This is a genomic window from Synechococcus sp. BL107, from assembly GCF_000153805.1.
Taxonomy (GTDB): Bacteria; Cyanobacteriota; Cyanobacteriia; order PCC-6307; family Cyanobiaceae; genus Parasynechococcus.
In genome coordinates, this window is record NZ_DS022298.1 from 580246 (window position 1) to 593797 (window position 13552).

Below are 13552 nucleotides of genomic sequence, written 5' to 3' on the forward strand. Positions count from 1 at the left end.
TCCCAAACCCTGGGCTGCTCCCCTGGCTTGCATGTTCCTGTTCGGCTCGCCCTATTTCATCGAAAACCTGTCTTACAGCTTTGATGCATCGCAGATGGTGCTGGCGGTGCTGCTGAATGTGCGGGGGCCTGTTCAAATCAGCCTTTCCAAGACAGCCCTGCCAGACTTCGCTTCGAAAGCCAACCTCTTGTGAACCCCAACAGTTCCGCTCCGCCTCCGGCTCGTGCGGCTGTCGAGCAGCTGCAGGCTTATAGCGCTCCGTTGGAAGGGCGTCGGGAACTTTTAAGGCTGGATTTCAACGAGAACACCATTGGACCCAGCCCTTTAGTGGCTCAAGCGGTGCGGAATTTCAGCGCCGAAGACATTTCGATCTATCCCGAATACGAGGGATTGTGCGAGGCGGTGGTGCAAAACCTGCTGGAAACCCAATGCCGTAGTGGCTTGCAGCCCGATCAGGTGGGTTTGTTCAACGGGGTTGATGCGGCCATTCATGCCGTGTTTCAGGCCTATGGCGATCAAGGAGATCGACTGCTCACCACAGCTCCCACATTTGGGTATTACGCCCCTTGCGCTCGGATGCAAGGGATGGTGATTGAGGCGATCCCCTACGAGGGTGATGCTTTTGCGTTCCCGTTGCAGGGGATTGAAGCGGCCTTGCGTGCGCAGACGCCACGGTTGCTTTTGATTTGCAATCCCAACAACCCCACCGGCACGCGGTTGCCAGCGGATCAGGTGATCGCTTTGGCGGCTTCAGCCCCCAACACCTTGGTGGTGGTGGATGAGCTGTACGAAGCCTTTACGGGCGACAGCGTGCTGCCGACTGCTGATTTCGAAGCTACGCCCAATCTGTTGGTGTTGCGGTCGTTGGCAAAAACAGCCGGATTGGCTGGGCTTCGCATCGGCTTCGCCGTTGGGCATCCTGCTGTGATCGATCGGATTGGCCGGGTCACGGGGCCCTACGACGTGAACAGTGTGGCGGTGGCAGCAGCATTCGCCGCTTTGGCGGATCAGTCGTATGTGGATGCCTACGTGGCTGAGGTGCTGCGGGCTCGCGACTGGACACTCAATGCGCTGCGGGATGCTGGCGTGCGCCACCACTGCGATGGCGGCAACTATCTGCTGATCTGGCCCCAGCGCCCGGTGGCGGAGGTGGATGCGGCGTTGCGGCAGGCGGGAATCCTGGTGCGTTCGATGGCGGGCAAGCCCCTCATTGATGGTTGTTTTCGGGTGAGCATCGGCACCACCAGCCAGATGCAGCGCTTCATGGAGGGGTTTTACCCCCTGGAGCGATGAACCGCTTGCTGCTGCTGGCCACTGGCGGCACCATCGCCGGCTCTGCAGACGACAGTGCAACGCTGAACGACTACACCGCTGGAGTGCTGGGGGGTGATGCCCTGCTCGCGGCGGTGCCGCAGCTGCAGAATCTGGCGACGATCAGCGTCGAGCAGGTCGCCAATGTCGACAGCGCCGACCTGCTGTTTGAACATTGGCGCGCGCTCGTGGAGCGCATTCGTGACGCCTTTGCGGCGGATCCAGAGCTGGCCGGGGTGGTGATCACCCATGGCACCAACACGCTGGAGGAAACCGCCTGGTTGCTGCAGCTGTTGATCGACGATCCCCGTCCCGTGGTGCTTGTGGGAGCGATGCGTCCGGCCACGGCCCTCAGTGCTGATGGGCCGTTGAACTTGTACCAGGCGATTCAGGTGGCGGTGAGCTCTGCGGCCCGATGCCAGGGGGTCTTGGTGGTGATGGATGGTCAGATCCATGGCGCAAAGGCGGTCACCAAAATCGCAACCCAAGGGGTGAGTGCCTTTGCGAGTCCTGATTCAGGTCCTTTGGGTTGGGTGGATGATGCCGGCGTCCATCTTCCGTCCGCGGAGGCGGGGCGTCCAAAGCCTTTGGCCCAGATCCAGCTGCCCAATGATTGGCCATGGGTGACGATCGTCTACGGGTGCGTGGAGCCTTCGGGTGATTGGATCTCGGCTCTCCTAGGAGCTGGCGTTCAGGGTTTGGTCTTCACGGGAACTGGAGCAGGGCAGCTGTCCGAGCGAGAGCGTTCGGCCTTACGAGCCTGGGATCGCCTCTTGCCTCTGATGTTGCGTTCGAACCGCTGCGGTTCTGGCCCGGTCTATGGCGATGCGGATCAAGCCCAGTTTGGATTGCTGCCGGCGAGTGGCCTGAACCCGCAGAAAGCGCGCATATTGCTGTTGCTGGCTTTGATTGCGGGGTTGGATCAGCAGGGTTTGGCGTCCCTATGTGAAGCGGCTTAGGACGTCGTGATGGGCGCATGAATCGGGATGCGCACGCGCTGCACCTGAGCGCATTCCACGAGGCAGACCATGCCTGTGTCGACGTCAGCGACTTGAAGCAAGGGCGATGGATCGCCATCCATGGACAGGTCTTCCACACGCAACACCTCTCCCATCCACCAATCTTTTGATTGAGTCGATTTCGCCTCTTGGGTCGCCCAGACGATCACAACATCGCCTGCTTGCACGGGGAGCGCCAAGAGCCGCTTTTGCTTCGCAGCAGACGTCATGTCTGATGGAACGCTTACACCACCAACGCTCATGCCACCCTGAATGAGTACAAGCGTTCTACCTATGGGTTGTTTGGTGGTCAACGGTTTGCACCTCCACATCATTCATGGCCAAGGAATGGACGTAGAGGGGAGAGCGAAATCACTCAATCTCAACGGTTATGGGCTATTTGCGGCTGAAAAGAGGCGATTGCGTATCTGTGAAAGACGACAAGGCCCCCAGGTGCAGCTCAGAAGCTGACTGTGTCGTGATGTCCTGCCATGGACCTCCCTTGAGCTGCTGGGTATAAAACAAGCATTGAGCACTAAAAAACCGCTTCACTTATGAAGCGGTTATTAGATGCCTGGACGATCCCCATCACCCGGCCTTTTGCACCACATCTTGTGGTGTTGAAGCAATAGTAATCAAAAATCTCTTTATGTGGTGTGAGTTTTGATTCACTCAAGAATCTGGACTCTTTTTGTGAAGTTTAGAAAAGCTCTGATTCACTGTTATTGAACCGCTGCATCTGGTGTTTAAGGGCGTTAATGTGAGACCCCCCATCACTCGGCCTGTCCTTGCGACAGGTTTTTTTTTGGTTGCACGCTAGTGGTGGTGTGCGCGGAGACATTTCTCACTGGCTTGCCCATAGGCTGAAATCAAAGCCAAAGGAGCGTTTGAGAGTGTTGACTGCGAAGAAGTGCATGGGCGGAAAGGGTGCTTGTGTTCGCCTGAATCTCTTCAAAAAGCCCTGCGACGCAGTCGGTTTACATTTCTGAATGGGGCTTGTCACGAAACAACATGTCCAGTCTTTATTTTTTCTTTAGGTTTGGCGGAACAGTTCTGGTTGGAGCTCCCAATCTCGCCATGGCCAATTCCCGTAAGGACCTTGGATTGCTGGCAGGTACGTTCCTCGTTGGTTTGGGTGCCCTCGAGATGGTGCTCTACGCCTTTGGCTGATGGGCCTCAGTGCAATCACTCCATCACGGTGACTGCATCACGGTCACTGCATCACGGTCACTGCATCACGGTGACCACCGTTGAATCATCGAGCTGACCCGGAAGCGAGATGGAGCGCCCCACCTTGCGAACCGTGGTGCCCGCCATGGCATCGAGGAAGGGTTGCACGCCGCCTTGATCGCAGCCCTCAGGAGGGTCGCCAATCACGTATTGCACGGGGATGACGCGCTTGGGATTGAGCTCGTTCACAAGGGCCGCGGCTTCATCTCCATCAAAAATTTTGCTGCCCCCGCCAACGCCAAGGATCAGTACATCTGGCCGTCCAAGCAACACCTGATCAGCGCCGGAGATTGGGCCAGCCGTGGCACCGAGATGGGCAAAGTTCAAGCCCCCCTGTGACCAGCGCCAGATGGTGGCATTTCCAAAACGTCGACCGCCCATTCGGTCGTGTGGACTGCCAAAGCCTTCGAGGTTGAGACCACCGATGCGATAGGCCCCTGGCTTTACCAAATATCGGCCACCGGCGATGTCCCGTGCCCCCTCATCGGCGAGCTGAGAGCTCGCCAAAATGATTCCTGCATTCACCCGAGGCTCTGGAAGTCCTGCTGCACAGCCAACAGCCTGATACGGGTTTAGCAGTACGGACTGTCCTCCTCCCTGGATCAAAAGAGCCCGCTGGCCGTAGCTGGTAATCGTCGCGCCCCCGCCGGCATGGGCGGCCCCTTGAAGAGATAACGCCATGCCCGCGGCGGCGATCACAGCAGAGCGCAGGAGGGTCATGCGAGATTCAAAAGTTGAGTTTGAAGCTAACAGCGTTAACTCGCTGCTTCCTTCAAGAAATTGGCGAGCAGTTGGTGCCCGGAGTCTGTGAGCACACTCTCCGGATGGAACTGCACCCCCTGCACGTGGGGAAAGTCCCGATGCCGCAAACCCATCACCATGCCGTCGGCAAGCCACGCGGTGACTTCGAGGCAATCCGGCAGGCTGTCTCGATCTGCCACCAGGCTGTGATAACGGGTGGCTGTGAGGGGCTGGGGGAGGCCTGCAAACACCCCTTCACCGTGATGCAAAACCGGTGAGGTTTTGCCATGCATCAGCTCAGGAGCACGCACCACCGTTCCTCCAAAGACCTGGGCGAGGGCCTGATGGCCAAGGCACACCCCCAAGGTGGGAGTGGTTGGAGACAGTTCCTTTAGAACATCCAGACAGACACCGGACTGGTTTGGATCGCCAGGGCCTGGGGACAGGAGAATCGCTTTGGGATTCAGTCGACGAATCTCCGCGAGGCTTAGGGCGTCATTCCGCTCCACTCTGAGATCAGCAGCCACAGGATGCTGCGGGGCGAGTTCGCCGAGATATTGCACCAGATTGAAGGTGAAGCTGTCGTAGTTATCAATGACCAGCAACATCAGCAAAGAGGTGGCGAAAGGGTGAGGCTTAAAGCCCCAGGCGAAGGAGTAAGGGGGGCAGGAGCAGGAACGTGGCGATCAGCATCGAACTGATCGCGGCTGTGAGAACAGCGGCTGCTGCACAGTCTTTCGCAATGCGGGCGAGGGGGTGGTATCTCCTGCCAATGGCAAGGTCGACCACCGCTTCCATGGCCGTGTTCAGGAGCTCCAGCACAAGAACGGCCGTCACTGTCAGCACCAGCACGGCTAGTCGGATCAGATCCAGCTGAAGCCAGCCCGCCAACGCAAACACAACCGAACCGATCAGCACATGGATGCGGAAGTTGCGTTGGGTGGCGAAGGCGTAGCCCAATCCCTGGGCGGCGTAACGGAAGCTGGCCGGAAGATCCCCAGCGATGCGCCAACTTCCATGTCGGAGGGAACGGGCCATCACTGCAACCTCATCAGGTGCTGTATCGGTGGAGCGGTGCCGGCCTGTTGTTGTACGCATCAGCACTCACTCGATCTCCACAGGACGCTTGTCCTTAGGCAGAACGTTACCCGTACTGTCGAGAAGACGCTCCTGAAGGTCAAGCATTGCCCTGAGGCTTCGCTCATCGGGATGGTCCCAGCCCAAGAGGTGGAGGAGGCCATGACTGATCAGCCAATGCAGTTCATAGCCCAAGCTGTGGTCGTGGTCTTGGGCCTGTCGTTGAGCGGTGTCGAGCGACACGATGATGTCGCCAAGTTCTACTGCGGCGCCCTCGAGCCAGTCGGGTGTGTCGTCGAGGGCTGCAAAGGACAACACATCGGTGGGGCCTGATCGCTGCCGCCATTCGCTGTTGAGTTCAGTGATTCCTGCATCGTCGGTAAAACGCAATCCAAGGCTTACCTCTGGTGCTTGCCGGACGACGGAAGGACAAGACAGATCTGGGTTGGAACGGATGAACTCAATCCACTGCTGCAACACCGATACCCAGGTTGCATGGGTCAACAAGGTCCCATTCAGTGGTCCAGGAATCCCGACACCACTCGCATCCAGGGAGAGGTCTAGCTCCATGGACTATTGAGGCAAGGTTGGCCGGCCTAACCAAGCCACCAGGGTGATGAAACCCAAGAATCCAACGGCAGTAAGGCCGAAGTGGAGCAAGCTTTGACGACCCTTGCGCACCATGTTGCGCATCGCTTGCTTCACGAAGCTGGGCGGCGGAGTGGTGGGCTGGTTGGACTCGGTGCTCATGGGTGGTCAGCTGTCGGCATCGTCGCCGGGTCGGTCGACACCTTGCCGCAGAGATGCGTCGATGAACGGGTCAAGTGCGCCATCCATCACCGCTTGCACATCGTTCGTTTCCTCCTGAGTGCGCAGGTCTTTCACCATTTGATAGGGATGGAACACGTAATTACGGATCTGGTTCCCCCAGGCGGCTTCCACGATGTCGCCACGAATATCGGCGATTTCAGCGGCCCGTTGCTCTTGGGCAATCACCAACAATTTGGCCTTCAGCAGAGCCATGGCTTTTTCTTTGTTCTGCAGTTGTGAGCGCTCTTGGGTGCAGCGCACGGCCAGGCCAGTGGGTAAGTGTTGGATGCGAACGGCTGTTTCCACCTTGTTCACGTTCTGACCACCGGCACCACCGGAGCGCGATGTGGTCACCTCTAAATCTTTGTCAGGAATGTCGATATCGACGTCTTCCTCAAGCTTGGGCATCACTTCAATGCCGGCGAAACTGGTTTGACGTTTGTCGTTGGCGTTAAACGGAGAAATCCGGACCAATCGATGGGTGCCCTTTTCGTTGCGGAGGTAGCCATAGGCGTAGCGGCCCTCCACTTCGATGGTGGCGCTTTTAATTCCTGCTTCTTCTCCCTCGCTGATCTCGTCGATGGTCACCCGCATGTCGTGGTCTTCGGCCCAACGGGTGTACATGCGCAGCAGCATTTGGGCCCAATCCTGAGCATCGGTGCCGCCGGCGCCGGCATTGATGCTCAGGACGGCGCCTTCTTTGTCGTACTCACCGCTCAGCAACCGTTCAAGTTCCCAGCGATCGAGCCCCTGACGCAGTTCTGTGAGGCCCTGCTGTGCTTCCCCCAGCATGTCTTCATCCGCCTCCAGCTCATACAGCTCGAGTGTCGCTTTGGCGTCATCAATGGCGCTGCGCCAGTCGGCCAATTGCTTTAACTGAGCCTTCACCTCATCGAGGCGACGCATTTGTTTTTGGGCGTTTTGCTGGTCGTTCCAGAAGTCTGGTTGTGCGGCGAGCTGTTCGAGATCCTGCTGCCTAGCGTTCAGTGCAGGTACGTCAAAGACAGTCCTGGGCATGGCCCAGGCGGTCAGTGAGCTCAGACAGGTCGCGCTTGAAGTCGGTGAGATCCAGCAAGGACTCGGCCCTAATCAACTCTGAAGCTATCAGCGCATTTGCTGCATAGAGTCGCTGCAGCGGTGCTTTTTTTGTTATGGCCAAGGTTGAGATCTACACCTGGCGCACCTGTCCGTTCTGCATTCGTGCCAAAGCACTGCTGGATGGAAAGGGTGCTGCCTACACGGAAATCAGTGTTGACGGCGATGAGCCTGGTCGTGATGCCATGGCGGCTCGTGGCAACGGGCGCCGCAGTGTTCCTCAGATCTTCATCAACGACGCCCACGTGGGTGGTTGTGATGAATTGCATGGTTTGGAGAGAGCCGGAAAGCTCGACTCCCTTTTGAACGCTTGATCCATGCGTCAGCTGTTTGTGCTGGATCCGCTCCAGCAGATCAATCCGCTTAAAGACTCGTCAGCGGCCTTGATGCAGGCCGCGCAGCGGGCTGGTGATGAGGTGTGGGCATGCACGCCTGCAGATTTGATTGCCCGAGGCGATGAACCGTTGGCGATGGCGCTTCCGGTCACCACGGAACCGTGGATCACGATTGGTGCCAGTGAACGTCAGTGCCTCACAGGTTTTGACGTGATTTGGATGCGCAAAGATCCCCCCGTTGATGAGGCGTATTTGTACGCCACCCATCTGCTCGAGGTGGCAGAACGTGCCGGTGTGCGGGTGCTCAACCGCCCGAGTGCCCTGAGGGCATGGAACGAAAAGCTTGGTGCGTTGCGCTTTTGCCGTTGGATGGCTCCTACCACCGTGTCCGGACGGGTGGCAGAGCTCAGAGCCTTTGCCCAGGAGCAAGGAGAGGTGGTGCTGAAGCCCCTCGGAGGTCGGGCTGGCTTGGGTGTGATCCGAGTGAATGCTGAAGCGCCTGGTCTTAAGGCGTTGTTGGAGCTGGTCACGGAGCAAGAGCGATTGCCAGTGATGGCCCAGGCGTTTTTGCCTGCTGTGACGGACGGTGACAAGCGGATCCTGCTGGTGGATGGCGAACCGCTGGGGGCGGTGAATCGCCGCCCTCTGGCGGGAGAGTTCCGCAGCAATTTGGCCGTCGGCGGTCAGGCGGAAGCGACGGAACTCACCGATCGCGAACGGCAGATTTGTGCTGCATTAGCCCCCGCGCTGCGGGCAGAAGGCTTGTTCTTTGTCGGCATCGACGTGATCGCTGGGATGTTGAGTGAGATCAATGTCACCAGTCCCACGGGTGTGCGGGAAGTGGAACGCCTCATGCAGCAACCCTTGGCCGATCAAACGATCGAACGGCTGCATCACGCCCTTTAGTTGTCCTTGGCTAAAAAACAGATTCTCTTAGAGGCCTGCTGTTGAGCTGGGGCGATTCTGTCGACCCCAGAGCGAGCTGGTCGGCGAGCACGGCGAGCTTCAAGCCCACTTCCTGAAGCTCCCGCTCGGCGATGGAGCCGCGGACGAGACCAGCCCCTGCGGTGAGATCCAAACGACGTCCCTGGGCGTGGCCACAACGGATTGCAACACGGAGTTCGGCATCTCCAGCGCTGTCGATCCAGCCGATCGGTGCGGCGTAATTTCCTCGCTCAAACGGCTCCAGCGCTCGCAACCAGGCCATCGCCTCGCGGCGGGGTAGTCCGGCAACGGCAGGGGTGGGGTGTAATTGTTCGGCGAGTGCCAGAACCGACTTGCCTTGCGCAGCGGCAGTGATGGGTGTGTGGAGATGGGTGAGGCGCCCATGGCGTGCCAGCTGGGGCTGGGGCCGGCGCCAGGGAGACAGACCGCTTTCGCGGAGTTGGTCGGTAATGGTTTCCACCACCAGTTCATGCTCTCGTCGGTCTTTGTCGGAGCGGAGCAATTGCTGGCCGTCGTCCCCTGGTCCGGCGGTGCCAGCGAGGGCATCGCTGCGGAGGAAACCGCCGCGGAGGCTTAAGAGCCGTTCTGGGGAAGCGCCAAAGAACACATCGTCCGCTTTGCGTTGCCAAAGAAAGCGGCAGCTGCCGGCCTGTTGACGCCGCAAACGGGTTAGGAGCGGCAAGGGATCGAAGCTTGTTCCCACATCGAACGATTGGCGCACCGCCAGAACCAATTTGTGGAGTTCACCGCCATTGACCAAATCCAAACCACGCTCCAGGGCGCTGGCGTAGCGCTGTTGCCAGGAGCTGCTGTCGCGGGTGTCCAGTTGAATTGCCGAGCTTGGTTTGGGTTGGTCGGATTCTCTGTTTTGGAGGTCGAGGTGCTTCAACCACAGTTGCTCGGCGAGTTCACGGGCTTCGGCGGCGTTGCTTACGACACCGTTTAAGCGAAGCCAGCCCCGTCGCCCTTGGCGGCTGAGTTGCCAGCGGGGCAACACGGCCTGCACGGATGGGCAGCCGTGGGTGTTGTGGTCGCGCTCACTGGTTTGATCAAAAAATTGAAACGACAGCAACACCCTGGGTCTTGCTTGGGCTGGCGTGTCGGTCTTGGTGTCTGTGAGCCGACTCAAGCTCAGGTCGGCGAATCGTTGGGCGAGTTCGAAGCGTCGAGCACCCGCCAATTCGAGCTGCTGGCAGTGGCCGGCGGCGGCAAAGCAGAGGCCGGGTGCGCTGTCCCAAAGCACGCGGAATGTGTGGTCAACAGCCAGCTGAGGCAGGCCCCTGAGCGGATCGATGCCGTCCAATGGCAGGGCCAAACTCAACAGCCCGTCGTCGTGCTGTCGGTCAAGCCAGCCCCGTTGGGCGGTGGCAATCAGGTTGCTGAAACTCAGATCAGCAGACATCTGTTGCGTCGTTGGGCCGAGGTACTGCTCAAATGTATGGGCCCTCCTCCTGGTTGACACGGGTCCTGCCCATGCAAGAGCCGCAGGCTGTCGCAACCCGTTACGCCCAACGACGGGCGTTATGGAAGGCCGCGATCAAGTGGCCGATGTATTCGGTTGCGGTGATGCCGGTCCTTTTGGCCGCTGGATGGCAGCTTGGTTTTAAGGGAATTCTGCGTTGGGACCAGCTCTTCGGTTTTTTGCTCGCCGCCATTCTTTTATTGCTTTGGGAGAACCTGAGCAACGATTTATTTGATGCCGATACGGGAGTGGATGCGGTTGGTAAGCCCCATTCGGTTGTGAATCTCACCGGCCGTCGGGATCGCATTGCTTGGCTGTCAACTGCATCCCTACTGCTCGGTTTGAGCTTGATGGGATGGCTGGCCTGGCGAAGCCATCCCGCCGTGTTGCTGCTGGTGTTGCTCAGTTGTGGCTTGGGCTACGTCTACCAAGGTCCGCCATTTCGTTTGGGCTACCAGGGGCTGGGGGAACCGCTCTGTTGGTTGGCGTTCGGTCCGGTGGCGTCGTCTGCAGCTCTGTTGGTGCTCGCTCCAGCTGGAGTGGGGGACGTGCCTTGGACATCTGCATTGGTGTTGGGAGCTGGGCCGGCCTTGGCCACCTCGTTGGTGCTGTTTTGTTCCCACTTCCATCAGGTGGAGGAAGACGCAGCCCATGGCAAGCGCTCACCGGTGGTGCGCCTGGGGACCGCACGGGCGGCTGCGCTGATCCCTTGGTTTGTGGGCCTCACCCTCACCTTGGAGTGGTTGCCAGTGGCCTTGGGCCATTGGCCGCCTACGGCTCTGCTGAGTGGTTTGGGCTTGCCGGCTGGATGGGCTTTGATTCGTTTAATGCGGCGACATCACAATCAGCCGCAGCGCACCTGCACCAGCAAATTCTTGGCCTTGCGCTTTCAGGCTTGGAATGGATTAGGGCTTGCCCTCGGCTTAGCCCTTGCACCGTTGTGGCCGTTGGGATGACGATCCAGCTTCAGGTGCGTCCCTTTAGCTTTTCGCTCTTGCAACCGTTGAGGACCGCTACTGGTGTGTTGTTCGAGCGGCGCGGGTGGTTGCTGCGGTTATGCGATGGCGATACCGGTGCCGTGGGTTGGGGGGAAGTGGCGCCGTTGCGAACGGAGCAGTGGTTGCGCTGCCAAACCCTGTTGGAGGAACTGCCTGGAGAGGTGAGCCGTGGTCAGCTTGAGGCCTTGATTGCTCAAGCATCAGGGGCGCTTGGCTTTGGCTTAGCTGCAGCATTAGCCGAGTTGGATGGACTCGTGGGGGACTTGTCGTCCGAGCCTTGGCAGGAAGCGCCTCCCCCGGCTCAGCTCCTGCCAGCGGGCGAGCAGATGCTGATGGCATTGGATCAAGTTCTCATCGACTGCCCGCCATCCCACGCGCTCACCTTTAAGTGGAAGGTGGCCACCGAGGCATCGGAACGCGAACAGCGTTGGCTGGAGCAGCTTCTCGTGCGTCTTCCCCATAACGCCAGGCTGCGGTTGGACGCCAATGGCGGGTGGGATCGCTTGACCGCAGGAGTTTGGCTAGAGCGGTTGCGGCAGGAGTCGCGGTTTGATTGGCTGGAGCAGCCGTTGGCGGTGACTGACCACGAAGGGCTCGAGCAATTGGCCCAACGCGGATCGGTGGCCCTCGATGAATCACTTGAGCATCGACCCGAGCTCCGAAACAGCTGGATTGGCTGGCAGGTTCGGCGTCCGTCGGTGGATGGGGATCCAAGGCCGTTGTTGCGGCAAATCCAATCTGGAGTTCCCAATCGAATGGTGAGTACCGCCTTCGAAACTGGGATCGCTCGCCGTTGGGTGCACCATCTGGCGGCGTTGCAGTGGGTTGGTCCAACGCCTGCTGCCCCTGGTCTTGCGCCGGGATGGTGTCCTAAAGGACCCTTGTTCTCTGACAATCCAGAGCTGGTCTGGGCAGCTGCAGGGTGATTGATCCCGACCACATCTTGCAGGCCTTAGATGCCGGTCGATGGGTGCCATTGGCAGATGCACCAATGGTGCTGCCTTTGGATTTGTTCCCGCCAGGTCCGGGAGTCGTGGTGAGGAGTGGAGGCAGCAGCGGTGGTCGTCGCTGGTGTTTGCAGCCTCGCCACCATCTCGATGCTTCCGCTGCCGCCACGGCCACTTGGCTGCAGGACATCGGGATGGATCCCCAGCGGTGCCTAGTGCTCAATCCTTTGCCGATTCATCACGTCAGTGGGCTGATGCCTTGGTGGCGCGCCCGCAGCTGGGGGGTGCCCCACCACCGCTTGCCTTCAACGTTGATGAAGCAGCCTGGAGAACTGCTCCGTCATTGCAGGGATTTGCCGGACTGGTCGAATCGTGCGGTGTTGCTCTCGTTGGTGCCAACACAGTTGGGTCGGTTGCTATCTCATCCGGCTGGCCGGGAATTCTTGGGCGAGATGCGGGTGATTTGGGTTGGTGGGGCGTCGTTGGCCAAGCCCCTGGCGGAGCAAGCAAGGGCTGCCGGAATTCCCTTGGCTCCCTGCTACGGGGCAACTGAAACGGCGGCGATGGTGACGGCGCTCTCCCCTCAACAATTTTTGGCTGGGGATTCATCCTGCGGAGCCCCCTTGAGCGATGTGGAATTGCGGCTCGGAGTTGATGAAGCTTTAGAGGTCCGAACCCAACGCCTGGCAATGGGCTCATGGCGTGATGAACAGCCTGAAGTGTTGTTGCCTGTTGCGAATTCCACGGGTTGGTGGCGTTCAGGAGACCGGGCCCAGATCAATGGGGGGTTAGTGATTAGGGGTCGGCTGGATACAGCATTGAGTTGTGGTGGTGAAACCGTTTTTCCTGAGCAGCTCGAAGCCCGATTGATGCGTGAGCTTCGCGTGGCGGGTTTACCCGTGGAGTGCGTTTTGTTTTTGGGAATGGACGACCCGGAATGGGGCCAACGGTTGGTGACATTGGTGCGGACGTCTGATTCCGTCGTTCTGGAGCAGTTGGCAGCCATGACGGCTGAATGGCCTACGTCAGACCGTCCTCGACGCTGGGTGTTGTGTCCTGAGTTGGCTCCAACGGATGCTGGGAAATGGCAGCGGCAAGCCTGGCGTGACTGGTTAAAGCGGTTGGATTTGGCCCAGGGTTGAGGCTTCGATCCAACGTTCGATCGGTTCGGGCAAGCTGCAGCGTTTGCGCGTCACGGCATCAATCGCGAGGTGCTGTAGGCCACCGCTGGCGACGGGTTGATCACCCAGGCGGATTTGGCTGATCACCTCAAAACAACCGGGATCGATCCGTTTGGGTTGAAGGTGGATCACTGCGGCATCCCCCACATGCATGGGGGCCCGGAAGTCTGCATGGCAATGCACGATCGGCAGGGCCACGCTGGGTTGTTCGGAGCGCCCACCGGGGAAAACGGCACCAACTGGAATCCCGAACTGTTCCAGGCTGGCTTCCCACGCTTGATGGCACCAGCCCAGGAGGTGTTGAAAGTGCATCACCCCGGCGGCATCGGTGTCGCTGAAGCGCACCGTTCGGTGGATTTCCAGCCATGGGTAGGCGTTCATTGCGATGCGTTGTCGATGCAGAAATGGACTGCCACCCTGAC

At 59.3% G+C, this 13552-nt stretch carries 18 protein-coding genes; 9 read left to right on the plus strand and 9 right to left on the minus strand.

The window, feature by feature from the left end; genetic code table 11:
* Positions 1 to 31 precede the first annotated feature (31 nt).
* From BL107_RS02815 to BL107_RS02825, 3 genes are read left to right on the plus strand one after another with little or no spacing between them, the layout of a single operon-like run.
* Entirely contained in the window at positions 32 to 193 is a 162-nt protein-coding gene (locus BL107_RS02815; RefSeq protein ID WP_009788754.1) for a hypothetical protein, read from the plus strand.
* The gene (locus BL107_RS02820) at positions 190 to 1293 is read left to right on the plus strand and encodes a histidinol-phosphate transaminase (protein ID WP_009788755.1); all 1104 of its coding nucleotides are present in this window, start codon (positions 190 to 192) and stop codon (positions 1291 to 1293) included. The genes BL107_RS02815 and BL107_RS02820 overlap by 4 nt, the downstream gene beginning before the upstream one ends.
* On the plus strand, positions 1290 to 2270 hold the full coding sequence (locus BL107_RS02825; protein WP_009788756.1) for an asparaginase: 981 nt from the start codon (positions 1290 to 1292) through the stop codon (positions 2268 to 2270). The genes BL107_RS02820 and BL107_RS02825 overlap by 4 nt, the downstream gene beginning before the upstream one ends.
* Here the strand turns inward: BL107_RS02825 and BL107_RS02830 are convergent.
* A complete protein-coding gene (locus BL107_RS02830; protein ID WP_009788757.1) occupies positions 2267 to 2539 on the minus strand; it encodes a DUF3104 domain-containing protein in 273 nt (90 codons plus the stop codon). The two genes, BL107_RS02825 and BL107_RS02830, sit on opposite strands and share 4 nt — an antisense overlap.
* A gap of 781 nt (positions 2540 to 3320) precedes the next feature.
* On the opposite strand from BL107_RS02830, the gene BL107_RS12850 reads away from it, so the two are divergent.
* Positions 3321 to 3479 (plus strand): hypothetical protein, encoded by a 159-nt coding sequence (locus BL107_RS12850; RefSeq protein ID WP_009788758.1) that lies wholly within the window; start codon positions 3321 to 3323, stop codon positions 3477 to 3479.
* Positions 3480 to 3536: 57 nt separating this feature from the next.
* On the opposite strand, the gene BL107_RS02835 is transcribed toward BL107_RS12850, so the two are convergent.
* The 6 genes from BL107_RS02835 to prfB all read right to left on the minus strand — a co-directional run bounded on the left by BL107_RS02835 (position 3537) and on the right by prfB (position 7242).
* Complete coding sequence (locus BL107_RS02835) at positions 3537 to 4259, minus strand: MBL fold metallo-hydrolase (protein ID WP_009788759.1); 723 nt, start codon at positions 4257 to 4259, stop codon at positions 3537 to 3539.
* Positions 4260 to 4294: 35 nt separating this feature from the next.
* Entirely contained in the window at positions 4295 to 4888 is a 594-nt protein-coding gene (locus BL107_RS02840) for an aminodeoxychorismate/anthranilate synthase component II (RefSeq protein WP_009788760.1), read from the minus strand.
* A gap of 28 nt (positions 4889 to 4916) precedes the next feature.
* Positions 4917 to 5318, minus strand: a complete 402-nt coding sequence (locus tag BL107_RS02845; protein ID WP_198002352.1) for a diacylglycerol kinase family protein — start codon at positions 5316 to 5318, stop codon at positions 4917 to 4919.
* A gap of 66 nt (positions 5319 to 5384) precedes the next feature.
* Positions 5385 to 5927, minus strand: a complete 543-nt coding sequence (gene ybeY / locus BL107_RS02850; RefSeq protein WP_009788762.1) for an rRNA maturation RNase YbeY — start codon at positions 5925 to 5927, stop codon at positions 5385 to 5387.
* A 3-nt stretch (positions 5928 to 5930) separates the two neighbouring features.
* Entirely contained in the window at positions 5931 to 6107 is a 177-nt protein-coding gene (locus BL107_RS12130) for a DUF3285 domain-containing protein (RefSeq protein WP_009788763.1), read from the minus strand.
* A 6-nt stretch (positions 6108 to 6113) separates the two neighbouring features.
* Positions 6114 to 7242, minus strand: a protein-coding gene (gene prfB / locus BL107_RS02855; RefSeq protein ID WP_156779483.1) for a peptide chain release factor 2 whose coding sequence is annotated in 2 segments (ribosomal slippage) — positions 6114 to 7166 and positions 7168 to 7242 — 1128 coding nt in all. Because the reading frame shifts where the segments join, the coding sequence is not laid out codon by codon here.
* Positions 7243 to 7318: 76 nt separating this feature from the next.
* Here prfB and grxC point away from each other — a divergent pair.
* Entirely contained in the window at positions 7319 to 7576 is a 258-nt protein-coding gene (gene grxC / locus BL107_RS02860) for a glutaredoxin 3 (protein ID WP_009788766.1), read from the plus strand.
* 3 nt (positions 7577 to 7579) lie between these two features.
* A complete protein-coding gene (gshB, locus tag BL107_RS02865) occupies positions 7580 to 8503 on the plus strand; it encodes a glutathione synthase (RefSeq protein WP_009788767.1) in 924 nt (307 codons plus the stop codon).
* 10 nt (positions 8504 to 8513) lie between these two features.
* On the opposite strand, the gene BL107_RS02870 is transcribed toward gshB, so the two are convergent.
* Positions 8514 to 9944 (minus strand): isochorismate synthase MenF, encoded by a 1431-nt coding sequence (locus tag BL107_RS02870; protein ID WP_009788768.1) that lies wholly within the window; start codon positions 9942 to 9944, stop codon positions 8514 to 8516.
* A 71-nt stretch (positions 9945 to 10015) separates the two neighbouring features.
* Here BL107_RS02870 and menA point away from each other — a divergent pair, with 71 nt between their 5' ends.
* From menA to BL107_RS02885, 3 genes are read left to right on the plus strand one after another with little or no spacing between them, the layout of a single operon-like run.
* Positions 10016 to 10960, plus strand: a complete 945-nt coding sequence (gene menA, locus BL107_RS02875; RefSeq protein ID WP_198002318.1) for a 2-carboxy-1,4-naphthoquinone phytyltransferase — start codon at positions 10016 to 10018, stop codon at positions 10958 to 10960.
* The gene (locus BL107_RS02880; RefSeq protein WP_006173513.1) at positions 10957 to 11928 is read left to right on the plus strand and encodes an o-succinylbenzoate synthase; all 972 of its coding nucleotides are present in this window, start codon (positions 10957 to 10959) and stop codon (positions 11926 to 11928) included. Before menA ends, BL107_RS02880 begins: the two co-directional genes overlap by 4 nt.
* Positions 11925 to 13091, plus strand: a complete 1167-nt coding sequence (locus BL107_RS02885; protein ID WP_009788769.1) for an AMP-binding protein — start codon at positions 11925 to 11927, stop codon at positions 13089 to 13091. The genes BL107_RS02880 and BL107_RS02885 overlap by 4 nt, the downstream gene beginning before the upstream one ends.
* On the opposite strand, the gene BL107_RS02890 is transcribed toward BL107_RS02885, so the two are convergent.
* The gene (locus BL107_RS02890) at positions 13062 to 13511 is read right to left on the minus strand and encodes a thioesterase family protein (protein WP_009788770.1); all 450 of its coding nucleotides are present in this window, start codon (positions 13509 to 13511) and stop codon (positions 13062 to 13064) included. The genes BL107_RS02885 and BL107_RS02890 overlap by 30 nt on opposite strands.
* Between the last annotated feature and the right edge of the window lie 41 nt (positions 13512 to 13552).